Annotated in this window: 24 protein-coding genes, 4 tRNA genes and 2 pseudogenes; 8 read left to right on the forward strand and 22 right to left on the reverse strand. The window is 53.4% G+C overall.

Features of this window, described 5'->3' with window-relative positions:
* Positions 1-32: 32 nt before the first annotated feature.
* Positions 33-236 carry a lipoprotein gene (locus J1G48_RS22120; RefSeq protein WP_000799903.1) on the reverse strand — a complete coding sequence of 68 codons (204 nt, stop codon included), beginning with the start codon at positions 234-236 and terminating at the stop codon, positions 33-35.
* A 185-nt stretch (positions 237-421) separates the two neighbouring features.
* Here J1G48_RS22120 and J1G48_RS22125 point away from each other — a divergent pair, with 185 nt between their 5' ends.
* From J1G48_RS22125 to cyaY, 4 genes and pseudogenes are all read left to right on the forward strand, one after another.
* Positions 422-673, forward strand: coding sequence for a hypothetical protein (locus J1G48_RS22125; RefSeq protein WP_001594384.1), 252 nt, complete (start codon positions 422-424; stop codon positions 671-673).
* Positions 583-945, forward strand: a pseudogene (locus J1G48_RS22130) (hypothetical protein); the annotation flags it as partial. The gene J1G48_RS22125 and the pseudogene J1G48_RS22130, both read left to right, overlap by 91 nt.
* Positions 933-1,322 (forward strand): DUF3021 family protein, encoded by a 390-nt coding sequence (locus J1G48_RS22135; protein ID WP_001125566.1) that lies wholly within the window; start codon positions 933-935, stop codon positions 1,320-1,322. The pseudogene J1G48_RS22130 and the gene J1G48_RS22135, both read left to right, overlap by 13 nt.
* A 69-nt stretch (positions 1,323-1,391) precedes the next feature.
* Positions 1,392-1,712: an iron donor protein CyaY gene (cyaY, locus tag J1G48_RS22140; RefSeq protein ID WP_000999925.1), complete on the forward strand. Its 321-nt coding sequence runs from the start codon at positions 1,392-1,394 to the stop codon at positions 1,710-1,712.
* 77 nt (positions 1,713-1,789) lie between these two features.
* Here the strand turns inward: cyaY and cyaA are convergent, their stop codons facing one another.
* On the reverse strand, positions 1,790-4,336 hold the full coding sequence (gene cyaA / locus J1G48_RS22145; protein ID WP_000281718.1) for a class I adenylate cyclase: 2,547 nt from the start codon (positions 4,334-4,336) through the stop codon (positions 1,790-1,792).
* Between the two features lie 376 nt (positions 4,337-4,712).
* On the opposite strand from cyaA, the gene hemC reads away from it, so the two are divergent.
* From hemC to hemY, 4 genes are read left to right on the forward strand one after another with little or no spacing between them, the layout of a single operon-like run.
* Positions 4,713-5,654, forward strand: a complete 942-nt coding sequence (gene hemC / locus J1G48_RS22150) for a hydroxymethylbilane synthase (protein ID WP_001521319.1) — start codon at positions 4,713-4,715, stop codon at positions 5,652-5,654.
* Positions 5,651-6,391, forward strand: coding sequence for a uroporphyrinogen-III synthase (gene hemD, locus J1G48_RS22155; RefSeq protein WP_000025494.1), 741 nt, complete (start codon positions 5,651-5,653; stop codon positions 6,389-6,391). Before hemC ends, hemD begins: the two co-directional genes overlap by 4 nt.
* 21 nt (positions 6,392-6,412) lie before the next feature.
* Complete coding sequence (gene hemX / locus J1G48_RS22160; RefSeq protein WP_000138962.1) at positions 6,413-7,582, forward strand: uroporphyrinogen-III C-methyltransferase; 1,170 nt, start codon at positions 6,413-6,415, stop codon at positions 7,580-7,582.
* A 2-nt stretch (positions 7,583-7,584) separates the two neighbouring features.
* Positions 7,585-8,781, forward strand: coding sequence for a protoheme IX biogenesis protein HemY (gene hemY / locus J1G48_RS22165; RefSeq protein WP_001546072.1), 1,197 nt, complete (start codon positions 7,585-7,587; stop codon positions 8,779-8,781).
* 581 nt (positions 8,782-9,362) lie between these two features.
* On the opposite strand, the gene J1G48_RS22170 is transcribed toward hemY, so the two are convergent.
* The 20 genes and pseudogenes from J1G48_RS22170 to trxA all read right to left on the reverse strand — a co-directional run bounded on the left by J1G48_RS22170 (position 9,363) and on the right by trxA (position 25,867).
* Positions 9,363-9,439 (reverse strand) — tRNA-Pro (locus J1G48_RS22170).
* A gap of 42 nt (positions 9,440-9,481) precedes the next feature.
* Positions 9,482-9,568: transfer RNA gene (locus J1G48_RS22175), tRNA-Leu, on the reverse strand.
* Positions 9,569-9,588: 20 nt separating this feature from the next.
* A tRNA-His gene (locus J1G48_RS22180) sits at positions 9,589-9,664 on the reverse strand.
* Positions 9,665-9,718: 54 nt separating this feature from the next.
* Positions 9,719-9,795: transfer RNA gene (locus tag J1G48_RS22185), tRNA-Arg, on the reverse strand.
* 102 nt (positions 9,796-9,897) lie between these two features.
* Positions 9,898-11,283 (reverse strand): amino acid permease, encoded by a 1,386-nt coding sequence (locus tag J1G48_RS22190; RefSeq protein ID WP_000818378.1) that lies wholly within the window; start codon positions 11,281-11,283, stop codon positions 9,898-9,900.
* Between the two features lie 206 nt (positions 11,284-11,489).
* Complete coding sequence (gene wecG / locus J1G48_RS22195) at positions 11,490-12,230, reverse strand: lipopolysaccharide N-acetylmannosaminouronosyltransferase (protein WP_000183621.1); 741 nt, start codon at positions 12,228-12,230, stop codon at positions 11,490-11,492.
* Positions 12,227-13,585 (reverse strand): ECA oligosaccharide polymerase, encoded by a 1,359-nt coding sequence (gene wzyE, locus J1G48_RS22200; RefSeq protein WP_000055605.1) that lies wholly within the window; start codon positions 13,583-13,585, stop codon positions 12,227-12,229. The genes wecG and wzyE overlap by 4 nt, the downstream gene beginning before the upstream one ends.
* Positions 13,582-14,661 (reverse strand): TDP-N-acetylfucosamine:lipid II N-acetylfucosaminyltransferase, encoded by a 1,080-nt coding sequence (locus J1G48_RS22205; protein ID WP_000217198.1) that lies wholly within the window; start codon positions 14,659-14,661, stop codon positions 13,582-13,584. The genes wzyE and J1G48_RS22205 overlap by 4 nt, the downstream gene beginning before the upstream one ends.
* The gene (wzxE, locus tag J1G48_RS22210) at positions 14,658-15,908 is read right to left on the reverse strand and encodes a lipid III flippase WzxE (RefSeq protein WP_000050305.1); all 1,251 of its coding nucleotides are present in this window, start codon (positions 15,906-15,908) and stop codon (positions 14,658-14,660) included. The genes J1G48_RS22205 and wzxE overlap by 4 nt, the downstream gene beginning before the upstream one ends.
* Before the next feature lies 1 nt (position 15,909).
* The gene (rffA, locus tag J1G48_RS22215; RefSeq protein ID WP_000612080.1) at positions 15,910-17,040 is read right to left on the reverse strand and encodes a dTDP-4-amino-4,6-dideoxygalactose transaminase; all 1,131 of its coding nucleotides are present in this window, start codon (positions 17,038-17,040) and stop codon (positions 15,910-15,912) included.
* A gap of 4 nt (positions 17,041-17,044) precedes the next feature.
* Positions 17,045-17,722: a dTDP-4-amino-4,6-dideoxy-D-galactose acyltransferase gene (rffC, locus tag J1G48_RS22220; RefSeq protein ID WP_001145156.1), complete on the reverse strand. Its 678-nt coding sequence runs from the start codon at positions 17,720-17,722 to the stop codon at positions 17,045-17,047.
* Positions 17,700-17,858: pseudogene (locus tag J1G48_RS22225) on the reverse strand (glucose-1-phosphate thymidylyltransferase); the annotation flags it as partial. The pseudogene J1G48_RS22225 and the gene rffC, both read right to left, overlap by 23 nt.
* A gap of 98 nt (positions 17,859-17,956) precedes the next feature.
* Positions 17,957-19,024, reverse strand: coding sequence for a dTDP-glucose 4,6-dehydratase (rffG, locus tag J1G48_RS22230; RefSeq protein WP_000822143.1), 1,068 nt, complete (start codon positions 19,022-19,024; stop codon positions 17,957-17,959).
* Positions 19,024-20,286: a UDP-N-acetyl-D-mannosamine dehydrogenase gene (gene wecC / locus J1G48_RS22235; protein ID WP_000011238.1), complete on the reverse strand. Its 1,263-nt coding sequence runs from the start codon at positions 20,284-20,286 to the stop codon at positions 19,024-19,026. Before wecC ends, rffG begins: the two co-directional genes overlap by 1 nt.
* Complete coding sequence (gene wecB / locus J1G48_RS22240; RefSeq protein WP_000866685.1) at positions 20,283-21,413, reverse strand: UDP-N-acetylglucosamine 2-epimerase (non-hydrolyzing); 1,131 nt, start codon at positions 21,411-21,413, stop codon at positions 20,283-20,285. The genes wecC and wecB overlap by 4 nt, the downstream gene beginning before the upstream one ends.
* Before the next feature lie 55 nt (positions 21,414-21,468).
* Positions 21,469-22,515 (reverse strand): ECA polysaccharide chain length modulation protein, encoded by a 1,047-nt coding sequence (gene wzzE / locus J1G48_RS22245; protein WP_000193413.1) that lies wholly within the window; start codon positions 22,513-22,515, stop codon positions 21,469-21,471.
* Positions 22,516-22,526: 11 nt separating this feature from the next.
* Complete coding sequence (gene wecA / locus J1G48_RS22250) at positions 22,527-23,630, reverse strand: UDP-N-acetylglucosamine--undecaprenyl-phosphate N-acetylglucosaminephosphotransferase (RefSeq protein WP_000771937.1); 1,104 nt, start codon at positions 23,628-23,630, stop codon at positions 22,527-22,529.
* A gap of 229 nt (positions 23,631-23,859) precedes the next feature.
* Entirely contained in the window at positions 23,860-25,119 is a 1,260-nt protein-coding gene (gene rho / locus J1G48_RS22255) for a transcription termination factor Rho (RefSeq protein ID WP_001054532.1), read from the reverse strand.
* An 87-nt stretch (positions 25,120-25,206) separates the two neighbouring features.
* Positions 25,207-25,290: a rho operon leader peptide gene (locus tag J1G48_RS23490; RefSeq protein WP_134820045.1), complete on the reverse strand. Its 84-nt coding sequence runs from the start codon at positions 25,288-25,290 to the stop codon at positions 25,207-25,209.
* A 247-nt stretch (positions 25,291-25,537) separates the two neighbouring features.
* Entirely contained in the window at positions 25,538-25,867 is a 330-nt protein-coding gene (trxA, locus tag J1G48_RS22265; protein ID WP_001280776.1) for a thioredoxin TrxA, read from the reverse strand.
* Positions 25,868-25,980 lie beyond the last annotated feature (113 nt).

The following is a 25,980-nucleotide window of genomic DNA, read 5'->3' on the forward strand; positions in this document are numbered from 1 at the left end:
CACTCCGTTCACGCGGGGACAGAAAACTATCCTCAGTAATTGACCTGGGACGGGCCATCTCCCGTTGCGCGATCGTTCTTATCGGGCATCGTGGACTGCGTTTGCGAATCGACTTTTTTCGTCGGCGGCGGCGCATTTTTATCGGCTGGCGGGAAATAAAGCGGCCCTTTCAAACCGCAGCCCGTCAGGCTGAACAGAGTCAGAAGTACAGCGAGTGTCTTAAACACGTTTTTCATTATGGATTGCCTGTAAGTTCATGCTTTCTATTTTCTATCATCGCAGGAGAAGGCGTAAAAGCAAGCGTTTAGGGGCTCTTTATAAAATCTGAAAAGCGGCGCGTTGCCATGATTATTGCGCATTTACATCAGGAAACATGCTTTGCTCATCACTTTAGGTTTACGTACCACGTCCGGATGACCTTATGCAATATCGTAATTTGTTTTGCCTTTTTTCGCTTTCACTTCTGCTACCTCCCGCCTGGGGATGCCGGCTGAGTGAATCTCCGCACAATGTTTATCAACGGCAAGGCAGCGGCGTGGTTTATCTCCAGCCAGAAGAGGAGAACAATCTTTCGTTGCCGGAGGTGAATTTCAAACGCCTGCGTCGGTTACCCAATTCATTGATTAACCCGGCAAATCAGGGCTGGAACTGGATAGCCCAGCCCCCTTCCTGAACCGGGAAATTAACGCCGGAAAAGAGCATGGCTATTTTATGCGTGATAGCCAGCAAGGTCAGGGTATTCATGTCTTTAGCATCAATGGGCCGCTAAAAGTCACCGAGCGTTTTGCGTATGACAACCGCTATGTTTATACGTGGATTGGCAGCCAGCTTTACCGAACAGCATCCCCCTGCCCGGATAAGTCGCATACTCTGAATAGGAACGTCATGTACACCAATAATAAAGATATCATCATCATAACGCAGGCGCAGGAATGCCAAAAATGACGCCGCTAAACCGTTTTGCGCGTTTGAATAAACATCTGAAAAACGCCCTTCGGGGCGTGGGGATCGGTTCATGCATTTACGTCATTGTTGAAAGCGTTATGCACGGCACGATAAACGGTGTTGAAGCTGCCGGAGTCCTGACGATAAGCGCGGTACTCGGTCTGCTTAGCGCTCTTTTGGATATCAAAGCAAAGCCGCGCGCCCCCTTAATCCTGTTGCATTTTCTCCTCTGCGGCGGCTGCGTCGCGCTGATGGTGGCAATGCTGTCGGCTCTGAACCATTTCCCGGTTAACGCGTCCGTCATACTTATCACCAGTGCGCTATTTATCGTCATTTACCTACCGCTGAGTTTTATCCTTTACCGCTCACAACGGTAATTCGTATCGGTTCCAGAAGCTGACGCTTCCCCTTATACTGGCGATATCACTCAATAGCGGGATAAAACAATGAACGACAGTGAATTTCATCGCCTGGCTGACGCCCTGTGGCTCACCATTGAAGAACGCCTCGATAACTGGGACGGCGACAGCGATATCGACTGCGAAATCAACGGCGGCGTGCTGACCCTCAGCTTTGAGAACGGCAGTAAGATCATTATTAACCGTCAGGAGCCGTTGCACCAGGTGTGGCTGGCGACCAAACAGGGCGGCTATCATTTCGATCTGAAAGGCGACGAGTGGGTTTGCGATCGCAGCGGCGAAACGTTCTGGGATCTGCTGGAGCAGGCGGCAACGCAGCAGGCGGGTGAAAAGGTGAGCTTTCGTTGATTTATTTGCCGGATGCGCTTTGCTTATCCGGCTTACTGTAGACCCGGTAAGGCGTAGCCGCCACCGGGCAAAAATCCTCAGGAAAAATACTGCTGCAATAGCGGCGCGTCATGATCCTGGTTTGCTGGCGGCACGGTGTTGATAGGCTGCGTACGGAATGGGATCACCTGCGCGCGGCCATCGGTTTTCACTATCTGGTAGAACTGCGGCAGGTTAAAGTTGATAAAACTGGAGCCATACGTGAAGCGATCGTGCGATGATGAATAGAAGCGACTGACGTCGCGCACCAGTTCTTCCTTGCTACCTTCGCAGTGGTGATACACTTCCGCCCGGTTACTTTCATCCAGAATATAAATATTAAAGCCTTTCTCATCGCCCGTTTCTTCAAAGAAGAACTGGATAATCCCTTCGCTGGCGAAGCCATCCACCACTGACGGCAATTTCACCTGGTTGGTTTCCACCTGTACCGACAGCCCGTGCAGCTTGTTATGCGAAATCGCGCCGTAGAATTCGATAGCGTTCTCCAGCTTCTGCACCGAGACATTCAAGCGTTCGAAGAATAGTCCCCACGTCTGCCCGGAAACCCGCAGCGCCTTGAAGCGACCGGTCTCCTGACGGGTGCTGGAAAGACGTAGCTCGATACATTCGGAGACCAGTTGCTGCACGCGGGTGCGAATCAGACCGCGAAGATGCTGACTGTAGCAGAACACCTCCACGCTATCCGGCGGCGCGGCATCCTGGTGCATTTTCCCCAGAATCGTTTTCAGCGCTTCGATCATCGCCTGCTCGCCGTTAAAGTGCAGAGTACGCACTTCGTTCCACGAGTTGCGATATAACAAGTCGATACTGCCTATCAGACAGTTTTGCTCTTCGCCAAAGCTGAAAACATCCAGCTTACGGAAGTCAAAATGGACCACTTTATTGCGAAACGCCGCCGTCGGGTCATATTCGAGGTTAACGATAATCGCCAGATGGCGAATTTCACAGGGGCTGTAGAGCGCTTTCGGCGTCGGAGCAGGCAAGCGCAGCGGGAAATGGTGCGAAACATCGGCGACCATCTCCTGCAACTTAGGCAGGTCGACAATACCGTTGCCCTTAATAAACAGATGCGTTCGCGACGTCAGCAGGCCGTTGAACCACGCCCACGCGACCAGCTTATTAAGATAACGGTTATATTCCAGCGGCTGATGGCTGATGATGGAATCCATGTTCGGCGCGCGGTTGTAGAGATACCAGCCTGAACGGTTGGCGCGTCCCGGCGGCACATGGATAAAGGTTAAATTCGGCTCGGACAGATCCGGCGATATCTGCGGGTTCACCAGCGTGACTTTACCCGGCAACGCTTCAAAAGCAGCGTACAGCTTACGCGTCAGTACGCCGATATCCTGCGGGCTGGCACTCACGCTGAGGTTGTTGCGCCGCGCAAAGCGAATCAGATTACGATAGCTTTGCATCATGGCGTCGAGCAATTCGTTGTGGGCTTCGCGCACCTGATCGATTTTCCAGTTTGCGCGATTATCGAGCATGGTCAGACGCGCGTCGTCCCATCCCCACTCGCTGACTAACTGGCTTAATACTTCCCGACGCCAGCCTACGCAGGCACGCTCGCGACTTAATTTCTCGCACACTTTCAGGTAAAAGCAGCGGCGGACTAAATCCAGCCGCGTCGGATCTTCAATCGCCGTCAGGTATTCAGTGACCCGTTCCAGCATCATGCAGTAGGGATCGAGTCCAAACGATACGATTTCACCGTCATGCAGACGTTGTTTAATATCTTTCGCCAGCAGACGTGGGTTAGGATATTCCCATGAATAGGCTTCCAGCAGCAGCGTTTTCAGCACCGCTTTGTACGGCGAGTCAATGCTCTTGTATAGCTGCCACAGGCTGGCGCCAAAGTACTCTTCGGCGGAGAGCGAGCTTAAGCCCCCCAGATCCAGCCATTCGTTTGGCGTTAATACGCCCTGCGCGTAGAGCGTCATGACATAGTCGTCGTAATGCTCTTCTTCGTCGCACGGCACCATACTCCACAGGATACGTTTCCCGGCCAGGCGCACAGCGGTACGATAAAACTCATCAAGCAACAGGATATGCTGCGTAGAACCACAGTCTTCCCCGCCCAGACTGCCGCTTTCGTTATGGCGGAAACGGTTCTCGTCGATCAGGAAGAAGCTCACCTCAACGCCAAGCGAGGCGGCCCAGCTTTCCAGCAGGCTACACTTACGTTGCAGCAACTGACGCTCTTCACCGTCGAGCCAGGACTGATGGCACACCCAGATATCCAGGTCGGACGAGCAGCTCTGCCCAACCGAGGAGGTGCTGCCCATGGTGTAAACGCCGGTAATCGGCAGCTCGCCCTTCGGCGGGTCCTGCGGCGTCATACCGCGGTACAGCTCAAGTTCGTTCAGATAGTGGCGTTGGGTTTCATCAGGCGTGTAGAAGCAAATACCGCTGGGAACGTTACCATCAAGGTAACCCGGCATCAGTGGATGGTGATAGTGCAATAATGTCGGCAGAAGACTGTAAACCTGCTGAAAAGCGGGTCCCATGGCAGCAAGCGCGCGATCCACACGCAGTTGATTTATGGCATCCAGTCTCTGTTTCAGAGTCTCAATATAGAGGTACAAGACGTATCGCCTGATGTTGCTACCCGTCATGGTGCAGGTCAGTACTTGACCGTCGCCATTCGGGATAAACCGTATGTCAAAAATAACCGTTACCCTTTCTCGCCTGCATATTTTTATCTAATACCGACGAAAAAATGGTCTAAAACGTGATCAATTTAACACCTTGCTCATTGACCGTAAAGAAAGATGCGCTACATACAAGTGTAGCACCGTTCGCTGCGTGTAAATTCTTAAATACGGGCTGGCGGTTTCTCGTCATTATTCACTGTCCTTGACGACACTGCGCCTTATCCTCTCACTCACGGTGACCGGAAAACTAACATACTCTCTATAAGGATGTTAGGATGGTCAATGATTGATAATGACGGTAACAAGCATGTTAGACAATGTTTTAAGAATTGCCACACGCCAAAGTCCCCTTGCGCTTTGGCAGGCACATTATGTCAAAGACGCATTGATGGCAACCCATCCGGGACTGACGGTAGAACTGGTGCCGATGGTCACACGCGGCGACGTGATTCTCGATACTCCCCTGGCGAAAGTGGGCGGTAAGGGACTGTTTGTTAAAGAGCTTGAAATCGCGCTGCTGGAAAAACGCGCTGATATCGCCGTGCACTCTATGAAAGACGTTCCGGTGGCCTTCCCGGACGGTCTCGGTCTGGTGACCATTTGCGAGCGCGAAGATCCGCGCGACGCGTTTGTCTCGAATAAATATCACAGTCTGGACGATCTGCCCGCGGGTAGTATCGTCGGGACGTCCAGTTTGCGTCGTCAGTGTCAACTGGCGGAACGCCGTCCGGACCTCATTATCCGTTCGTTGCGTGGCAACGTTGGCACACGTCTCGGCAAGCTGGACAACGGCGATTATGACGCCATTATCCTGGCCGTGGCCGGTCTGAAACGCTTAGGTCTGGAGTCGCGCATTCGCACAGCCTTGCCGCCCGACGTTTCACTTCCTGCCGTAGGCCAGGGCGCCGTCGGGATTGAGTGTCGTCTTGACGACGCGCGAACACAGGCGCTGCTCGCACCGTTGAATCACTCGCAAACCGCGCTGCGCGTAACGGCGGAACGCGCTATGAACACCCGCCTGGAAGGCGGTTGTCAGGTGCCGATTGGCAGCTATGCAGAAATCATCAACGGTGAAATTTGGCTACGCGCGCTGGTTGGCGCGCCGGACGGTTCGGTGATGGTGCGCGGCGAACGTCGTGGTTCTCCCGAGCAGGCGGAGCAAATGGGCATCTCGCTTGCAGAGGAACTGCTGGAAAACGGCGCACGCGCGATTCTGACGGAAGTTTATAACGGCGAGACGCCCGCATGAGTATTCTGATCACCCGCCCCTCTCCCGCAGGGGAAGCGTTAGTGAGCCGTCTGCGCGCACTGGGGCAGGTGGCCTGGAGTTTTCCACTGATTGAATTTGTCGCCGGCCGGGAGCTACCCACCCTGGCCGACCGCCTGGCGACACTGACGGAAAACGATCTGGTTTTTGCCCTTTCACAGCACGCCGTCGCCTTTGCTCACGCCCAGCTCCAGCGGGATGGCCGAAACTGGCCTGCGTCGCCGCGCTATTTCGCGATTGGCCGCACCACGGCGCTCGCCCTTCATACCGTTAGCGGGTTCGATATTCGTTATCCATTGGATCGGGAAATCAGCGAAGCCTTGCTACAATTACCTGAATTACAAAATATTGCGGGCAAACGCGCGCTGATTTTGCGTGGCAATGGCGGCCGCGAACTGCTGGGCGAAACCCTGACAGCTCGCGGAGCCGAAGTCAGTTTTTGTGAATGTTATCAACGATGTGCGAAACATTACGATGGCGCGGAAGAAGCGATGCGCTGGCATACTCGCGGCGTAACAACGCTTGTTGTTACCAGCGGCGAGATGTTGCAACGGCTCTGGTCGCTGACTCCCGAGTGGTATCGTGAGCACTGGTTACTACGCTGTCGGCTATTGGTCGTCAGTGAACGTCTGGCGCACCTCGCCCGGGAGCTGGGCTGGCAAGATATTAAGGTCGCTGATAACGCCGACAACGATGCGCTGTTGCGCGCATTACAATAACTCTCATAATGGGATGCCATAATGACGGAACAAGAAAAATCCTCCGCCGTGGTTGATGAGACCAGGGAGAGCGTGGAAACCACGCCACAGCCAGTTAATACCGAGAAAAAAAGTAAGAACGGCGCCGCGCTGGTATTAAGCGCGGTGGCGATTGCGATTGCCCTGGCGGCAGGTATTGGGCTTTATGGCTGGGGGAAACAGCAAGCAACCGCGCAAACGGAAACCAGCGATGCGCTGGCGACGCAACTGACCGCCTTGCAAAAGGCGCAGGAGAGCCAAAAAGCGGAGCTGGAAGGGATTATCAAAAAACAAGCGGCGCAGTTAGATGACGCGAATCGCCAACAGGCGGCGCTGGCGAAACAGCTTGATGAAGTACAACAAAAAGTCGCCACCATTTCCGGCAGCGATGCTAAAACCTGGCTGCTGGCGCAGGCTGATTTCCTGGTGAAACTCGCCGGACGTAAACTGTGGAGCGATCAGGACGTCACTACCGCCGCTGCGCTGCTCAAAAGCGCTGACGCCAGTCTGGCGGACATGAATGACCCCAGCCTGATTACCGCACGACGCGCGATTACTGACGATATCGCCAGCCTGTCATCCGTTGCGCAGATCGACTACGACGGCATTATTCTCAAGCTCAATCAGCTCTCTAACCAAATCGATAACCTGCGTCTGGCGGATAACGATACCGATGGTTCGCCGATGGATTCAGACAGCAGCGAGCTGTCCAGCTCGCTAAGCGAATGGCGCGTTAACCTGCAAAAAAGCTGGCAGAACTTTATGGACAGCTTTATTACCATTCGCCGCCGCGATGATACCGCCGTACCGCTGTTGGCGCCCAACCAGGACGTCTATTTACGCGAAAATATTCGCTCCCGCCTGTTAGTCGCCGCGCAGGCCGTGCCACGCCATCAGGAAGAAACATACCGTCAGGCGCTGGATAACGTTTCGACCTGGGTTCGCGCTTATTACGATACTGACGACGCCGCGACAAAAGCCTTCCTGGAGGAGGTCGATAAATTAAGCCAGCAAAATATCACGATGGATCTGCCGGAAACTCTGGGAAGCCAGGCGATTCTTGAAAAACTGATGCAAACCCGCGTGCGTAATCTGCTGGCGCAACCGACAGTCTCTACGGCAGCGCCTGCCACGCAGACAGACGCTCCGGCAGCCGCGCCGCAAGGAGAATAATGATGCTAAAAGTATTATTGCTCTTTGTGTTGTTGCTTGCGGGTATCGTGGTCGGCCCGATGATAGCCGGTCACCAGGGCTATGTGTTAATCCAGACCGATAACTACAACATTGAAACCAGCGTCACCGGCCTGGCGATCATTCTCATCGTCGCTATGGTGGTGCTATTCGCCATTGAGTGGTTACTACGCCGTCTGTTTCGTACCGGCGCGCACACCCGCGGTTGGTTTGCCGGTCGTAAACGCCGTCGCGCCCGCAAGCAGACCGAACAGGCGCTGCTGAAGCTGGCGGAGGGCGACTATCAGCAGGTTGAAAAGCTGATGTCAAAAAATGCCGACCATGCTGAACAACCGGTGGTAAATTATCTGCTGGCGGCAGAAGCGGCGCAGCAGCGCGGCGATGAAGCACGCGCTAATCAGCACCTTGAACGTGCGGCAGAGCTGGCGGGGAACGACACCATCCCGGTCGAGATCACGCGCGTGCGCTTACAGCTGGCGCGCAATGAAAATCACGCAGCGCGTCACGGCGTGGACAAACTGCTGGAGGTCACGCCGCGTCACCCGGAAGTTCTGCGTCTGGCGGAGCAGGCCTATATTCGCACCAGCGCATGGAGTTCTTTACTGGATATCATCCCATCCATGGCGAAAGCGCACGTCGGCGATGAAGCGCATCGCGCCATGCTCGAACAACAGGCGTGGATAGGACTCATGGATCAGGCGCGCGCCGAGCAGGGCAGCGAAGGATTACGCACCTGGTGGAAAAACCAAAGCCGTAAAACCCGCCATCAGGTGGCGCTGCAGGTCGCGATGGCCGAGCATCTGATCGAATGTGACGATCATGATATGGCGCAGCAGATTATCATCGACGGTCTGAAACGCCAGTATGACGATCGGCTGGTGCTGCCCATTCCTCGCCTCAGAACCAATAATCCGGAACAACTGGAGAAAGTGCTGCGTCAGCAAATCAAGACGGTAGGCGATCGCCCGCTGTTATGGAGCACGCTCGGCCAGTCGCTAATGAAACACGGTGAATGGCAGGAGGCAACCCTGGCTTTCCGCGCCGCGCTAAAACAACGCCCGGACGCGTATGATTATGCCTGGCTTGCCGATGCGCTTGATCGACTGCATCAACCGGAAGAGGCCGCCGCCATGCGGCGCGATGGCTTGATGCTGACATTACAGAACAATCCCCCGCAGTAATTCCCTCTTGCCCGGTGGCGCTTCGCTTACCGGGCCTACCGCCTACACAAAATCATTCGGGATGCATAAAAAAACGCCTGCCCGGTTAAGGGGCAGGCGTCAAAACAGGTCTGTATGACAACATAAAGGGGTGCTTCACTCAACGTTGTGTCCAGGGTGTTTGATGAGGCGTAAGCGACATCTGTCAGTGGACGATAAGCACCGTAAACGGCTCTGCATCATTCCTGAGTTTATGAGGCCAGAAGGCGAACATAAGAGATGGAATGAGCATCTACCCGTACATTATTGCACATAACGTGCCATCTTTGCACCGCTAAAAAACAGGCGCAGGCATTAAAAAAACGTAGACAATTCACGCGATTGTCATCCCCCCACCGCTGGCGAGGTTTTAGCGTGTCGCCCGGCGGAGACAGAACAGGATGCTTTTTACAAAGTGATTATAAATCAATAGATTATTCGTCACCGAATAGCGACAAATGAAGACTGGGATATCGCCAATAAACCATAATGGCAACACGTGCGGGATAAGGGGTTGAAAATGAACAGAAAACAAAAAACCCCGCCGAAGCGGGGTTCAAAATTGGTCGGCGAGAGAGGATTCGAACCTCCGACCCACTGGTCCCAAACCAGTTGCGCTACCAAGCTGCGCTACTCGCCGATATACTGCTTTTTTGAATTTTTAGTTCAATTCATTGAGTCGTGGTGCGAGGGGGGGGACTTGAACCCCCACGTCCGTAAGGACACTAACACCTGAAGCTAGCGCGTCTACCAATTCCGCCACCTTCGCGTTTCACAACTCTATATTAATGGGGTGGCTAATGGGATTCGAACCCACGACAACTGGAATCACAATCCAGGGCTCTACCAACTGAGCTATAGCCACCACTGAAACTTTTTACGCGGTATTAAACCACCGCAGCTCAAGCACCTAAATAAATGGTACGCCCGACAGGATTCGAACCTGAGACCTCTGCCTCCGGAGGGCAGCGCTCTATCCAGCTGAGCTACGGGCGCTTAGCGCCGTTGCGGGGGTGGATAATACGGACTTCACACCCCGCTGTCCAGTGCCTTTTTAAATAAAATGCGCGTTTGGTTATGCTTTGCGCATTTTGGCGCTTATTCCCCCACCTTGTGGGCGGTTCCGTGACGATTCAGACCGAAAACTTTGTAGACCAGCGTGACGGCCAGCAGGAAGATGACGCCGACAAACAGCGACATGCGCGTATCTTCATTAAAGTACATGCCGATTAAAACGCAAACCAGAAACGCCATCGTCAAATAGTTCGCCCACGGAAACATAATGGAACGAAAAGGATGATCCGCAATCGCTTCTTTATGCGCCCGACGAAAGCGCAGTTGGCTAATCAGAATGACAAACCACGGCACCATCCCCGGCAGTACGCTGGCGCTATAAACGTAAACAAAGACGCGCTGCGGATTGGGGATGATGTAGTTCAGGCAAGAACCTACCAGCAAAATCAAAATAGAGAGCGCCACGCCCGCGACCGGCACGCCGTGGCGAGAGACTTTCGCGACTGCCGCCGGCAGTTGACGGTTTTTCGCCAGCGCGTAAAGCATACGCCCACAGCTATACATTCCGCTGTTACAGCCGGAGAGCGCCGCCGTCAGCACGACAAAGTTGATAATGCCTGCCGCGGCGGTGATGCCGATTTTCGCGAAGGTGAGCACAAAGGGACTGCCGTTGCTGCCAATCTCATTCCACGGGAAAATGGTGACGATCACGAAAATCGCGCCAACATAAAAAATCAGGATACGCCACAGCACCTTACCCACCGCGCTACGCAACGTCACCTGTGGATTCTTCGCTTCACCGGCGGTAATACCGATCAACTCAACCCCTTGATAAGAGGCCACCACGATACATAATGCGGTCAGAAAGCCTTTCCAGCCGCCGGCAAAAAAGCCGCCATGCTCGGTCAGATTACCAAAGCCAATCGCCTGGCCGCCGTTACCAAAGCCGAAGAAAATCACCCCCAGACCGATGATGATCATCACAATAATCGTGGTGACTTTGATCATCGCAAACCAGAACTCGATTTCACCATACAGGCGCACCGCAGCCAAATTCGCCAACGCAACAAGTCCGACGGCAATCAGCGCCGGTATCCACTGCGCCATCTCCGGAAACCAGAACTGGACGTAGACCCCAATGGCGGTAATTTCCGAGATCCCGACCGCCATCCACATAAACCAGTATGACCAGGCGGTAAGATAGCCAAAAAAAGGACTCATATACCGGTGGGCGTACACGGCAAAGGAGCCGGTAACAGGTTCCAGAAAGAGCATCTCCCCCATCGAACGCATGATGAAAAAGACGAACAATCCGGCGATGATATACGCCAGCAGCACTGACGGGCCCGCCCATTTCAGCGTACTGGCGGCGCCCATAAAGAGTCCGACGCCGATGGTGCCCCCGAGGGCAATCAATTCAATATGACGAGCTTCCAGCCCACGCTGTAGCTCCGGTTTTTTCTCTGCCATAAATCCTCATGTCGTGTTTGCAACGGTTCCGGTAGTACCGGTTATTGTTATGGGTACATCGATTGTTGCGAATATTTTCTTAAATTTGGACAAATGGCAAATGGAGCATTAAAAAAATGCACTTATTGTGTAAGAAATCATCGATTATGTTGTAAATGAGCAGCACCATAAGCACAATCCGCTGCTCAAGTCATCAGAAGGGAGAATTAGAGATCGCCAGTATAGTGCCAGCGAAGATAGCGCAGCAGGCGCATCTGGCGGGTAATACGCCTCGGTTGAGAAAGCAGACGATACAACCACTCCAGCCCCAGGTTCTGCCATATTTTTGGGGCGCGTTTGACGTGACCGGTAAACACATCATAGGTACCGCCCACCCCCATATATAGCGCATGGGGATGCACTTCCCGACAATCGCGCATGAGTAATTCCTGTTTTGGCGATCCCATCGCGACGGTGACAATTTTCGCGCCGCTGGCATGGATACGCGCAAATAGCGCCTGACGCTGCTCCGGCGTAAAGTAACCGTCCTGGCTACCCACAATATTGACGTTCCACTGCGTCCGCAGTTTTGCTTCCGTCTGCGCCAGCACCTCAGGCTTGCCGCCGACAAGAAATACCGGTGTGCCTTCTTTCCCCGCGCGCGCCATTAACGCTTCCCAAAGGTCGGCGCCAGCCACGCGAGAAACCTGCGCCTGCGGAAATTTTTTACGTATTGAACGCACCACGCTGATGCCATCGGCATATTTAAATTCCGCCGCCGCTATCAACGCGCGGACTTCCGGATTATCTTCCGCCGTCAGCAGCTTTTCGGCGTTGATCGCCACCAACGTGCCTTGCTTCAGTTGACCATCGGCAAACAGATAATTCAGCGCGTGTGACATGTCGCGCCAGCCAATCAGAGGTAATCCACGCAGCGAGTAAAGGGGCGCAGCGGCATTATTGGTCATAGTTTTCCTTCCACCTGTGCCTGAGGGAGCGAAGTTGTACGTTTATGAATCAGCCCGGCGCTATCAAATAACCAGAACAGAAGCTTAGCGACCAGCAGGCTGGCGCCAAAAACCACCAGGAAGAAAACCACGCGCGAAACAAACGAATCCAGCCCTTCTCGCGCCAGCACAATCATATTAAAGATGGCGCCAAAGCAGAAACTGTGCAGAATCGCCGCCTTATAGCGATTGGGCTCCCGGTTACCCAGTTCATACAGCCAGTCGAACCATTTGATAATCAGCCCGACGACGATCGCGCCGAGCGGAATAAACAGCGCCCCGCCCATGACCACCAGCGATCCGATAAGCGTTGGCGATATCGCCAGGCCAGAATGGTTGTTCAGGACTTCCCAGGTGAAGTAATTCGCAGAGTTCAGCACAATACTGGGTCGTCCCGGCCATAACCAGGTGGGAATAAAGACGTAGAAATCACGCACGATAGGGGCCAGCCCCTGAAAATCGATATTGTGGTAATTTTGCAACAGCAGCGCCAGATTCTCCCACGGCGAAAAGGTATCGCGCGTCAGATAAAGAAACGTATAGAACGCCTCATCGCCGCTCACATTTAATCCGTAGCGTTTGAGCGCCAGCCAGAACATACCGACAATCCCCAGCACGCCCGCCGCCGCCAGCATCCACAGGCTGATCCAGCCCCGAATAATGCCGATAAACAGGAAGATAGCAAACGCAATAATGATGTTAGCGCGCGTGCCGCCGACAATCATGTAGGTCAACAGACCAAACGCGACGGTGCTCACCAGAAAGAACAGCCACGCTTTGCTGTCCTGGCGCAGGAAATAGACCACCAGCATCGCCGGAATGAAGAAATAGAAGAACCGTTTTAACGCCACGCCGGAGACTTCGCTGGAAAATATCTGGCTGTAGGAGTGCAGCCGGAACAGCAAAAAGCCGTTATGCATAAAGAAAATCGCCACGCTCACCAGCGCGATGCCCATCAGGATCACCCAGGTAAGGTGGGTTTCCACCCGGTTCATGGTAAATAGCGGCTTGCGTGGTACATCCACAACGCGTTTGCGTAAACGCGTTTTATAGGTCACGTAATACACGCCGTAGAAACAGGCGGCGGATAATAGAGCCTGCAATAAGATTTCCGGCGGCGCGACGCCAACGTCGAAACGAAATACCAGCACGCTGGTTAGCGGAAAACCAAAAAAGAAGGTCAACAAAAACAGCAACGAAAAGAAAACGTTGAAGTTAAAACGCACGCGGCGGAATTCAAACCAGGTCAGCGTGGCGATAAACAGCGTAGAGAGCAGCCAGACCACCAGCAGCCCGCTGAATTGCATTAAACTCATTCGGCTTCTCCTGCGGCGATTCTCAACGCATTATGCCACGGCTGCAGGTAGTTGGGGCTAAAGAAGGTGATGCCGCTTTTATCTACCGATGCGAGCTGACGCTGCGCCTCGCGCACGACCTGCTCATTAAGATCGTCCGTGGTAAACAGGACGGGCAGATGCTGTTCCGCCATATCCTGCCAGAAAGGATTGTCGCGGTTCAGTACGCACGGGATATCGGCCTGAATTAGCAGACACAACGTCCCGATCCCCTGTTGGCGGGCAAAAATAAAATAACCGAGGTCGCACTGGCGCAAAAGCGCAAGATAGGCATCAAATTCCATTTTTTCGCTAAGAATTTGTAGATTTTCGGCGCTAAATAGCGCCAGGCCGGCCTGGCGAACCTCATCAATATAGGCCTGGTTATTGGCCGGATAGCCCATCGGCACCACCACGTTTACCGTATCGCCAAACTGCTGATACACCGCCCGTAACGCCGCAATATGTTGGTTACTGCGATCGCCGGAGTTCCCTACTAAAATGGTCAATTTCCCCGCACGTTGGCACTCTTTTGCCATAGCATTCAGGGAAGGATCCATGCGCGTCGGGAAATAGAGCAACTCGCCGCGTACGTTCGGATGCTGGCGCGCAAAATAGCTGAGATCGCCGCGCGTCGCGAATACGCACCCTACTCGCCCCTGCGCGATACGACGAAGCGGGTAGAAAAGGCGGAATTTCAGCCCGTTGGACACTTCGTAGAGATCCGCGCCCCAGATATGCCAGTAAAACTGAGCTGGCTTAATACCGCCGCTTAACAGCGCCAGCCACAGGCTGGTGTTGAACTGACCGTGAAAGAAGAATCTCTGTCGACGATTTGCTTTCGCTTTGGCGATGACCGCCTGCGCCAGCGCTTTCTTACTGCCATAAAAACGAAGCGAGAGCGCCGGGCAGCTTTCCGTGAAGCCGTTATCTTCACCGGCAACCATAAATTCGCGCGCGTGCTCGCTTGTGGCGGCCAGCGTATCATTGAAAAACCGCAGCACGGTGTGGTTATGGTGAGGGATATCCGATCCCAGGACGTGAATCAGTACAGTCATGCTCGCCTACGCCAGAGTAAAAATACGCCGCAACAAAGTGAAAAATAGACAATATAGGTGACCATATAAGCCTGTGCCGCACCCAGCGCGCCGTGAGCGGGAATCAGCCAGTGAGCGAACGCCGTTAACAGAATGAACTGGCTAATTTCGGCCAGAATGTAAAATCGCAACGACGCTTTGGCAATCACCAGATAACCGAAAACATAGGCGCCAACTTTCAGCACGTCGCCCACTAACTGCCAGGCGAACAGATCGCGCATCGCGGTGAATTTGGCGGAAAAAAGCAGCCAGATAGCAAAATCGCGCAGTAGCCAGACGGTAAAACTCGCCGCCGCAACCGCTGGTAAAACAAATTTCAGCGCTTTTACCACTTCACGCGTAATGTCCTGTTTTTCCGTCAGGCGTGAGAGCGTGGGTAACAGGTAAACGCTGAAGGAGGCGGTGATAAATTGCAGATAGGCGTCAGAAATACTGCTTACGCCCTGCCAGATCCCGACATCGCTCCAGCTATAGTGCGCGGCCAGTTGGTTTCGCATCATCACATAGGCGACCGGCATCGTAACGGAGGTAATCAGCGCCATCAGGGTAAATTTACTGAGCTGCCCTGCCAGACCATTGTCCCAGGAGGGCTTGAGATAGCGTAGCGGGACGGTGCCGCGCTTAATCAGTATCATACCGGCTGGTACTACTACCAGCGCCGGCACCAGCGCCAGACCAAGCAGAGCACCTTCATAGCCGCCGACACGGTAGCAGAGATACCAAGCGGCGACGCCCAAAAAGCTGCCGACAATTAACGATAAGGCATTACCCGACGCGTCACGAAAGCCCTTCATTAGCGCCAGCAGCAGGTTCGCCCAGGCGATCCCCATTTGTACCAGCGCAACCAGACGCACCAGCCCTTGATAGTCCGTGTGACCGAACAATCCCTGGCTAATCGGCGCCGCCGCCAGCAAGAAGACCAGCGCCAGCAGCGTAGAGAACCCCAATACCATCGCGGAGGAGGTTCCCACCACGGTACGTAACTGCGCCGGGTTATCATGATGTTGTGCGACAAGTTTGGTAACGCCGTTAAATATCCCGGCGCCAGCCAATACGCCCAGCACGGTAATCATCTGGCGGAAGTTACCCGCTTGTCCGACGCCCGACGGACCAAAAGAGACGGCCAGTAGTTTCACCACCAGCAGTCCGGCGCCAATTTTTACCAGCGTACTGACCGCCGTCCACAGGGAGGCTTTAGCAAGCGACATATCAGGAGAAATAATTTAGCAAGGTAGTAATCACCGTTCGTTGATCGACGGGCGCAAGGTTATAAAACAGCGGCAGACGCAACAAACGTTCGCTCTCTTTTGTGGTGTAGACATCGTCCCCGATAAACTCGCCGAATTTATCGCCCGCCGGACAATCATGCAGCGGAATGTAATGGAATACCGCCATGATTTCCGCCTCTTTCAGGAAATTAATCAGCGCGCTGCGATCGGCGATATCCCGCAGTTTGATGTAAAACATGTGGGCATTATGCCCGCAGTTTTCCGGAATAGAAGGCAGCTCGATACGCCCGGCGCGCGCCAGCGGCGTTAACGCATCGTAGTAAGTCTGCCACAGCGACAGACGCTGTTGATTGATACGATCGGCGGCCTCCAGTTGCGCCCACAGATAGGCAGCCTGCAGATCGGACATCAAATAACTGGAGCCGATATCCCGCCAGGTGTATTTGTCCACCTGACCACGGAAGAACTGGCTACGGTTGGTGCCTTTTTCGCGGATGATCTCCGCGCGTTCAATTAGCGTACGATCGTTGATCAGCGTCGCGCCGCCTTCGCCGCCAGCGGTGTAATTTTTGGTTTCATGGAAGCTAAAACAGCCGATGTGACCGATCGTCCCTAATGCGCGCCCTTTGTACGTGGACATCACACCCTGGGCGGCATCCTCGACAACGAACAGATTATACTTATCCGCCAGCGCCATGATGACGTCCATTTCACAAGCGACGCCAGCGTAGTGTACCGGCACGATAGCGCGGGTTTTATCAGTAATCGCCGCCTCAATCAGCGTTTCGTCAATATTCATCGTATCCGGACGAATATCGACAAACACAATTTTCGCGCCGCGCAGGACAAAAGCGTTAGCAGTGGAGACAAACGTAAAGCTCGGCATGATCACTTCATCGCCGGGCTGAATATCCAACAACAGAGCCGCCATCTCCAGCGATGCGGTACAGGAAGGCGTTAGCAACACCTTCGCGCTGCCGAAATGTTGCTCCAGCCACTGCTGGCAACGACGCGTAAAGCCGCCGTCGCCACACAGTTTGCCGCTGCTCATTGCAGACTGCATGTATTCGAGTTCGGTTCCCACCACCGGCGGCGCATTAAAAGGAATCATGTTGTCACCTGTATAACCAGTACGCAGTGCTTTCGATGTTGGCACCGCTTTGTATGTAACGTTTAAGCGCGGCGGTGTTGCCCAACTGGGTCGCCACCCGCAATGTTGCTTTGCCGCGACTCTGCGCCCAACAGATCGCCGCCTGCATAAGTTCCGCTCCCGCGCCGCGTCCGGCCAACAGGCCAATGCGCGCGTCGGTATCATTCAATTCCCGCAGCGAGACGTAACCGCGGATAGCGCCTGTCTCCGTGCGAAGCACCAGGCATTGGTGATCAAACGTGCCGCGTACCGCATTCTCAATCCACTGGGCGTAAAAACGGGCGCTGGCGTCGGGCGCATACCACGGCGCGCGAAAACGACTCTGCGTAAACGCCTCTCCGGCCAACTGACGCAAAGCAGGAATGTCCGTAAGGTGTGCAATTTCCGCGCCATGCTGGTCGCGATGCCCTTTTACCGGCAACGCAAAATCCACCTCGCCTTCAACCAAAGAGAATCCCAGCGATTGCAACGCCGACAGCCAGGCGATGTTTTCAGCCGGCACTTTTACCTGCACGCGTTGCCACGCCTGCAGCGCTTCTGGCGTTAATTCGGGCGCTGAGGCATCGATACGCACAATGCCGCTATTCACGCCAAAAAACGTATTTTCCCAGAGTAACGGTTCAATACTGGCGCGGACGGGCACGGAGCAACTCCAGTAAATATTGGCCATAGCCGGTTTTTTCAAGCTGACTGGCGGCGCGTTTCAAACCATCATCATCCAGCCAGCCGTTGCGCCAGGCAATCTCCTCCAGACAGGCAATTTTGAAGCCCTGGCGCTTTGATACGCCGCGCGTAATGGGATGCAACCGGGTACCGGAACCTCCCGCCAGAATGATGCCTTTCATTCGTTTCTCCTCCAGGAGTAAGAACCTGCCGTTTAGCGTTTCAGTCCTAAGCGTTCGCCCTGATAACTGCCATCCTGCACGGGTTTCCACCAGGCCTCATTGGCGAGATACCACTGAACGGTTTTTCGCATCCCGCTTTCGAAGGTTTCCTGCGGCGTCCAGCCCAGCTCGCGGGCGATTTTCGACGCGTCGATGGCATAACGTAAGTCATGGCCGGGTCGATCGTCGACGAAGGTAATCAGATCGTGATAATTCGCCACACCCTGCGGTTTTTGTGGGGCCAGTTCTTCCAGCAGAGCGCAGATCGTCCTGACCACATCCAGATTTTTACGTTCGTTATGACCGCCGATATTATACGTTTCGCCCACCGCGCCGTTCGTCACCACGTGATACAACGCACGGGCATGATCCTCTACATACAGCCAGTCGCGAATTTGCTGACCGTTGCCATAGACCGGCAATGGTTTACCCGCCAGCGCGTTCAGAATCATCAGCGGGATCAGTTTTTCCGGGAAATGGTAGGGCCCGTAGTTATTAGAGCAGTTGGTGACAAGCGTAGGCAGACCGTAGGTACGTAACCAGGCGCGTACCAGATGGTCGCTGCTGGCTTTGGAGGCGGAATAAGGGCTGCTTGGCGCATATGGCGTGGTTTCGGTGAAGAAATCGTCTGCAGTATGCAGATCGCCATACACTTCATCGGTGGAGATATGGTGGAAGCGGAACGCCGCTTTAGCGTCCGCGTCAAGCGCGGACCAGTAAGCGCGAGCGGCTTCCAGCAAGGTGTAAGTACCAACGATATTCGTTTCAATAAACGCCGCCGGGCCGTCGATGGAACGGTCTACATGGCTTTCCGCCGCCAGGTGCATCACGCTATCGGGCTGATACTGCTGGAAAACTCGCTCCAGTGATGCCCGATCGCAGATATCCACCTTCTCAAAGGCGAAACGGTCGCTTTGCGCCACCGACGCCAGAGACATCAGGTTGCCCGCATAGGTGAGTTTATCCACCACCACCACCGCGTCTGCCGTTTCATGGATGATATGCCGCACCACCGCAGATCCGATAAAGCCTGCGCCTCCGGTCACCAGAATGCGTTTCATCAGCGCCAGACTCCTTTGGTATCAACCACATAACGTTGATGAACCGCATCGCCGGGAATCGCTTTAAATTCGTCGTGATCGACCAGCATCACCAGCACATCGGCGGCGGTCAGCGCCGCGTCCAGTTTCGCCAGCGTGCAAAGTCCGTCCAATTTTTTCGGCAACTGACGGATATTCGGTTCGACGACCAGGGTTTCGCCGCTGTGCCAGCGGGCGATACTTTGCGCGATCCCCATCGCCGGGCTTTCGCGCAGATCGTCGATATTCGGCTTAAAGGCCAGCCCAAAACAGGCGATTTTCACTTCGCTGGCGCGTTTATCGGTGGCCGCCAGGCAATCTGCGACCGCGGCTTTTACCTGATCGACCACCCAGTGCGGTTTGCCGTCGTTCACTTCACGCGCGGTGCGAATCAGTCTCGCCTGCTGCGGATTTTGCGCCACAATAAACCACGGATCGACCGCAATGCAGTGCCCGCCAACGCCTGGGCCCGGCTGCAAAATATTGACGCGCGGATGGCGGTTCGCCAGACGGATCAATTCCCAGACGTTAATCCCCTGTTCGGCGCAAATCAGCGACAATTCATTCGCAAAGGCGATATTCACATCACGGAAGCTATTTTCCGTCAGCTTGCACATCTCTGCGGTGCGCGAGTTGGTGACAACGCATTCGCCCTCAAGGAAAATTTTGTACAGCGCGCTGGCGCGAGCCGAACATACTGGCGTCATACCGCCAATCACGCGGTCATTTTTAATGAGTTCCACCATCACCTGACCCGGCAGCACACGCTCCGGACAATAGGCGATATTCACGTCGGCCTGCTCGCCCGCCTGCTGGGGAAAGGTCAGATCCGGGCGCATCCCGGCCAGCCAGCCAGCCATTTGCTCCGTTGCGCCGACCGGCGATGTTGATTCCAGAATCACCAGTGCCCCTTTTTTTAATACCGGCGCAATGGATTTCGCCGCGGCTTCCACATAGGCCATGTCAGGGTCGTGATCGCCTTTGAATGGCGTCGGCACGGCAATCAGGTACGCATCGGCCTCGACAGGTGTCGTCGTCGCACGCAGAAAGCCGCCTTCCACCGCCATCTTCACCACATTGCCCAACGCCGGCTCCACGATGTGAATTTCACCGCGATTTATGGTGTCTACCGCATGTTGGTTGATATCCACGCCGATAACCTGCTTCTGGCGGGAAGCAAAAGCGGCCGCAGTCGGTAATCCGATATACCCCAGCCCAATAACAGAAATGGTCGTAAAACTCATAACGATACCCGATAACTTTTTAACGCCTGTAAAATGCGCGCGCATGATTGCCCGTCACCATAAGGATTATGGGCGCGGCTCATGGTTTGATATTCATTTTCGTCGTGCAGCAGACGCATAACTTCCGCCACAATGCGCCGGGAGTCCGTGCCGATCAGTCTTACCGTACCAGCGGTAATGGCTTCCGGACGCTCTGTGGTTTCACGCATGACCAATACCGGCTTACCTAATGACGGCGCTTCTTCCTGAATACCGCCGGAATCGGTCAGAATGAGCCAGGCGTGATTCATCAGCCAGACAAAAGGTAAGTAGTCCTGCGGCTCAATCAGTACCACGTTTTCAACATGGCCGAGGATACGGTTGACAGGTTCGCTGACGTTGGGATTGAGATGCACCGGATAGACAATTTGCACATTCTGGTTCGCGGCGGCGATTTCCGCCAGCGCCTGGCAGATATGCTCAAAGCCCTGACCAAAGCTTTCACGCCGATGACCGGTCACCAAAATCATCTTCTTATTCGCGTTGAGGAAAGGATACTGCTCGGCCAGTTCAGCCTGTAATGTATCGCTCGTCAGAACGCGATCGCGTACCCAGATCAGCGCGTCAATAACGGTATTGCCAGTGACAAAAATGCGCTCATCCGGAATGTTCTCCCGCAACAGATTCTGCCGCGAGTTTTCCGTCGGCGCAAAGTGGTACATCGCCAGATGTCCGGTCAGCGTGCGGTTTGCCTCTTCCGGCCAGGGGGAATAGAGATCGCCGGTTCGCAACCCGGCTTCTACGTGCCCTACCGGAATTCGTTGATAGAAAGCCGCCAGGCTGGTAGCAATCGTAGTGGTGGTATCGCCATGAACCAGCACCACATCAGGTTTAAAATCTGCCAGGATCGGCTTTAATCCCTCCAGAATTCGGCAGGTAATTTCCGTCAACCCCTGTCCCGGCTGCATAATGTTGAGATCGTAATCAGGCACAATAGAAAAAAGAGTTAATACCTGATCAAGCATCTCCCGATGCTGCGCAGTAACGCATACTTTGGCCTCGAAATGAGGATCTTTTTCCAGCGCATGGACCAGAGGCGCCATCTTAATGGCCTCCGGTCGTGTACCAAATACAGTCAGTACTTTCACATCGATTCTCTTCGAATAGACAGTAGGGGCCCAGCCCCCTACTGCAGAGGTGTTGCTAAATCGTGCGGCGACGGGTTAAGGCAACGCCCGCACCGATTAGCGCCCCAACGATACCCCACATGATCATCAGGAAGGCTCGGCGTGGGCTATCACGTTTTACCGGTTCTTCCGGCGTACGCAAATAACGATAGGTCTGAAAACGAGGGTCCAGGGTCGGCCCCACATTAAGCGTATTCAACATTGCCCGATTTTGAAAGTAGTCCAAATCGAACGCAGGGCCAACCGCTTGCAGATTTTCAAGACGCGCCTGCAACATAGGGCGACCGAGTAAAAAAAGCTCTGAGTCCGGTAATTCATCCGCCGGGACATCCGTCGCGCTACGAGAAATATTATGTTGTTCCGCAATTTTGAGCGCCTGCTCAATACTGTTTACACGACGCGAATAGATCGCTTTCGCAACCTCCTCCTGCCGTTTGACCTGGGCTTTCATCTGCACGGTACGCGCAGCCCAGGCACCTTTTAATTCATCATTCAGATGGCTCGCCGCCCGCTGGCTGGCGAATGCGACATACTGACGCAGCAGATTATTGGCGTCCGGCGCAGTTTCAGCAATCAGCTTCACATTGTCGTTGATGGCGCGTGTAAAATCGCCGGGCGTAAACTGTATGTTATTGATCAGTTCATCAAGCATCGCCGCATCAGCTTTGCTATTCCCGACCATTCGCTGCTTGTAATAGTCCGTCTGTAACCAGAAATCGCGACGCGTATCCCAGGAGGCAAGTTGCATGATGAACTCTTTATACGCTTCATCCATCACCGAGGGCTTATCAGAAGAAGCAGGATCGGTCTTAATATCCAGGTTGCGCAGAAACTGCTGCTGGGAGTAATAACCGCCCAACATATTTACGGTTGGGCGATCGGTGATCGCCGTCGCACTCCACTCCTGACGAGCAAAAAAGGTATAGGCTAACGCGATAAGGGCAAATAGCAGGCCAATGCCGATAATCCAGAATTTGCCAGCCCATAAAGTACGAAACAACCCGCGAATATCCAGTTCATTTTCAGCGCTCACCGCGCGTGCCCCCGGTAATGGTTGTGTCATCGTATCCTCATTTACTTGGTTAAGTTTGGCCGGTTCTCACGTTGCCTGCGCAGGCGACGCTTCACACGCTTAATAAATCTCGCCACCTTCCAGGCCCGCTTAATGCAGTAGCCATAGAGGAAGAATGCTAGCAAAAAGAGCACCAACATAACCCATTCAGGAACAAAATGAGAGTATTCTGCCGTTACGCCTACTCCCGCCAGAATCGCCGCTGCGAGCGTAATAAGAACAAATGCCTGGCGGGAAGTAAACCCTGCTCGCATAACCAAATGATGAATATGTTGGCGATCAGGGGAAAAGGGGCTCATCCCTTTACGCAGACGGCGATACATAATCGCCACCATATCCATCAATGGAATAGCGATAATCCATAGCGCGGTAACCGGGCTGATAGAGTGAGTTTTCCCCTGCGTCGTTTCCAGTAAAAGCCAGATGACGGTAAAGCCAATCAGTGTACTACCGGCATCGCCCATAAAGACTTTATAACGCCGCCCCAAAATACCGAGATTAAGCATAATGTAAGGCAGAATCGCGGCGATCATGGCAAAGCACCACATTGCCAGACTAGTCTGACCATCAAACCATAAAATCAGCCCCATCGCCGCAAATGAGACGCTGGATAACCCACCCAGCAGGCCGTCAATACCGTCCACCATATTGAAAGCGTTGATCGCCGCCCATACCGCAAACAGAGTAAGGAAATAGCCAAAGGGGCCAAGCACTAACTCCCAAGGCCCAAAGATGTAACCAAGGCTACCTAAGTGAAGTTTTGCGATAACCATCATTACAACCGCAATAACAGCCTGAACCACAGCACGAATTTTTACACTGATATCAAAACGGTCATCCATCGCACCAACAAAAACCAATACACCAGCGCAAATAAGATATAGCGATAAGTGCGGTATGTAGTAATCCGAGAGGCCAAACATAAAGCAGATTCCTGCAAACACAGAAATCCCGCCGACTAATGGGATAACGCCCTGATGTCGTTTACGAAAGTTTGGTTTATCCACTAAACCAATTTTTATGGCTACTTTTCGCGCAAGAAAAATAAAAATGGTCGTGAATAAAAAAATACTGATTAGCTCAGATAAAGCGGTGAGTAACTTCACAGTGTATGTGCTCTCAGCATATATCATTTCCTTAAAGTATAATGCGTTACGCCAGCTCCTAGAAGAGACCTGTTAGAACATTACACTTTTTACCGCAAACAATGTGTATTGTGCATGGTGTTACTCTGTAGCGCATATCCCGATGACCAGTTTATATGACATGACGCCAGGATGAATCGCAAAACAAAAACGCCACGTAAAAACGTGGCGTTTTCAGGTAAAGACCAGGTTATGAGCGCTTCATCATCTCGAAAAAGTCGTCATTAGTTTTGGTCATCGCCAGTTTGTTAATGAGGAATTCCATCGCGTCAATTTCACCCATCGGATGGATGATTTTACGCAGGATCCACATTTTCTGCAGCTCTTCCTGAGTGGTGAGCAGCTCTTCTTTACGGGTACCGGAACGGTTGTAGTCGATAGCCGGGAAGACACGTTTTTCAGCGATCTTACGCGAGAGATGCAGCTCCATGTTACCGGTGCCTTTAAACTCTTCGTAGATAACTTCGTCCATCTTGGAACCGGTATCGATTAGCGCCGTCGCGATGATAGTCAGGCTACCGCCCTCTTCCACGTTACGCGCCGCGCCGAAGAAACGCTTCGGACGATGCAGGGCGTTAGCGTCCACACCACCGGTCAATACTTTACCGGAAGCCGGCACCACGGTGTTGTAGGCACGCGCCAGACGGGTGATGGAGTCGAGCAGGATGATAACGTCTTTCTTGTGTTCAACCAGACGTTTCGCCTTCTCGATAACCATTTCGGCAACCTGAACGTGGCGGGATGCCGGTTCGTCAAAGGTAGAGGCAACCACTTCGCCTTTCACCAGACGCTGCATCTCGGTCACTTCTTCCGGACGTTCGTCAATCAGCAGCACCATCAGCACGCAGTCTGGGTGGTTATACGCAATGCTCTGCGCGATGTTCTGCAGCAGCATGGTTTTACCCGCCTTCGGCGGCGCGACAATCAGACCGCGCTGGCCGCGACCGATCGGCGAAGCCAGATCCAAAACGCGCGCCGTTAAGTCTTCGGTAGAACCGTTACCACGCTCCATACGCAGACGAGAGTTTGCGTGCAGCGGGGTTAAGTTCTCAAAGAGGATTTTGTTACGGGCGTTTTCCGGTTTGTCGTAGTTAACTTCGTTAACTTTCAACAGCGCAAAATAGCGTTCACCTTCTTTCGGCGGGCGAATCTTACCAGAAATGGTATCACCAGTGCGGAGGTTGAAACGGCGGATTTGGCTGGGGGAAACGTAGATATCATCAGGACCGGCGAGGTAGGAGCTGTCTGCAGAACGGAGGAAACCAAATCCATCCTGCAATATCTCCAGCACACCGTCGCCAAAGATATCTTCGCCACTCTTTGCGTGCTGCTTCAGGATGGCAAAAATAATGTCCTGCTTGCGCATACGGGCCAGGTTTTCCAGCCCCATACTTTCGCCGAGAGTGATCAGCTCAGAAACCGGCGTATTCTTTAATTCGGTAAGATTCATAATGGTGTGAGTTCTTAAACTTGGGGTAAATCTCGAACTTAATGTTGTGAATGGTATGGCAGGGTCATCCATGCCTGTTTACGGCTATCAACTCATGTCTGTTCGCTGTCTGGTCACAGGAAAGTACGCAGAACTGAAACGACAAGACGGAATGAGCGAAGAGCCAGGAATCTTTCCACTTCTCGTGCGAGAAAAAACGGGAAGTGACGGATAAAACCAGATTCAAACTTAATAAGGTATGTTTAATTCGAAGTCAATACTAACTTAGCACGACTCAGACCGGGCGTCCAGAGATCCTGACAATTTAAGAATAACGTAAGGACAACAGACGCCACGAAACTGCCTGATACCTTAATCATTCGTCGAATGACAGACGCCTGACTATACAGCGCCTTTGTCATTCGACGTATAAAAGGTATTACGCCAGATTGGCGTCGAGAAACTCTTTCAACTGACCTTTAGACAGTGCGCCTACTTTGGTTGCCGCCACTTCGCCGTTTTTAAACAGCAGCAGAGTCGGAATACCGCGGATGCCATATTTAGGCGCAGTACCTGGGTTCTGGTCAATGTTCAGTTTGGCAACGGTCAATTTGCCCTGATATTCGTCAGCGATTTCATCCAGAATCGGAGCGATCATTTTACACGGCCCGCACCACTCTGCCCAGAAATCAACGAGGATAGCCCCGTCCGCTTTGAGTACATCCGTGTCAAAACTGTCGTCAGTCAGGTGAATAATTTTATCGCTCATATATAACTCCACAGGAATAAGCCTGGCGTGTTGGTGTAGCATTAACCAACGAGGTGCTGATGTTAACTTCGCCAACAAAGGTTGACTTTATTTCACCGGATACGCTTTCGTAA

Origin of the sequence: Salmonella sp. SAL-020, from assembly GCF_017372215.1 — a bacterium.
GTDB classification, from domain to species: domain Bacteria; phylum Pseudomonadota; class Gammaproteobacteria; order Enterobacterales; family Enterobacteriaceae; genus Salmonella; species Salmonella enterica.

What these genes read in the sequence shown, in the direction of transcription:
- J1G48_RS22120 (WP_000799903.1), bottom strand. Translation starts at nt 236, where the DNA reads ATGAAAAACGTGTTTAAGACACTCGCTGTACTTCTGACTCTGTTCAGC.
- J1G48_RS22125 (WP_001594384.1), top strand. Translation starts at nt 422, where the DNA reads ATGCAATATCGTAATTTGTTTTGCCTTTTTTCGCTTTCACTTCTGCTA.
- J1G48_RS22135 (WP_001125566.1), top strand. Translation starts at nt 933, where the DNA reads ATGCCAAAAATGACGCCGCTAAACCGTTTTGCGCGTTTGAATAAACAT.
- cyaY (WP_000999925.1), top strand. Translation starts at nt 1,392, where the DNA reads ATGAACGACAGTGAATTTCATCGCCTGGCTGACGCCCTGTGGCTCACC.
- hemC (WP_001521319.1), top strand. Translation starts at nt 4,713, where the DNA reads ATGTTAGACAATGTTTTAAGAATTGCCACACGCCAAAGTCCCCTTGCG.
- hemD (WP_000025494.1), top strand. Translation starts at nt 5,651, where the DNA reads ATGAGTATTCTGATCACCCGCCCCTCTCCCGCAGGGGAAGCGTTAGTG.
- hemX (WP_000138962.1), top strand. Translation starts at nt 6,413, where the DNA reads ATGACGGAACAAGAAAAATCCTCCGCCGTGGTTGATGAGACCAGGGAG.
- hemY (WP_001546072.1), top strand. Translation starts at nt 7,585, where the DNA reads ATGCTAAAAGTATTATTGCTCTTTGTGTTGTTGCTTGCGGGTATCGTG.
- J1G48_RS22190 (WP_000818378.1), bottom strand. Translation starts at nt 11,283, where the DNA reads ATGGCAGAGAAAAAACCGGAGCTACAGCGTGGGCTGGAAGCTCGTCAT.
- wecG (WP_000183621.1), bottom strand. Translation starts at nt 12,230, where the DNA reads ATGACCAATAATGCCGCTGCGCCCCTTTACTCGCTGCGTGGATTACCT.
- wzyE (WP_000055605.1), bottom strand. Translation starts at nt 13,585, where the DNA reads ATGAGTTTAATGCAATTCAGCGGGCTGCTGGTGGTCTGGCTGCTCTCT.
- J1G48_RS22205 (WP_000217198.1), bottom strand. Translation starts at nt 14,661, where the DNA reads ATGACTGTACTGATTCACGTCCTGGGATCGGATATCCCTCACCATAAC.
- wzxE (WP_000050305.1), bottom strand. Translation starts at nt 15,908, where the DNA reads ATGTCGCTTGCTAAAGCCTCCCTGTGGACGGCGGTCAGTACGCTGGTA.
- rffA (WP_000612080.1), bottom strand. Translation starts at nt 17,040, where the DNA reads ATGATTCCTTTTAATGCGCCGCCGGTGGTGGGAACCGAACTCGAATAC.
- rffG (WP_000822143.1), bottom strand. Translation starts at nt 19,024, where the DNA reads ATGAAACGCATTCTGGTGACCGGAGGCGCAGGCTTTATCGGATCTGCG.
- wecC (WP_000011238.1), bottom strand. Translation starts at nt 20,286, where the DNA reads ATGAGTTTTACGACCATTTCTGTTATTGGGCTGGGGTATATCGGATTA.
- wzzE (WP_000193413.1), bottom strand. Translation starts at nt 22,515, where the DNA reads ATGACACAACCATTACCGGGGGCACGCGCGGTGAGCGCTGAAAATGAA.
- rho (WP_001054532.1), bottom strand. Translation starts at nt 25,119, where the DNA reads ATGAATCTTACCGAATTAAAGAATACGCCGGTTTCTGAGCTGATCACT.
- trxA (WP_001280776.1), bottom strand. Translation starts at nt 25,867, where the DNA reads ATGAGCGATAAAATTATTCACCTGACTGACGACAGTTTTGACACGGAT.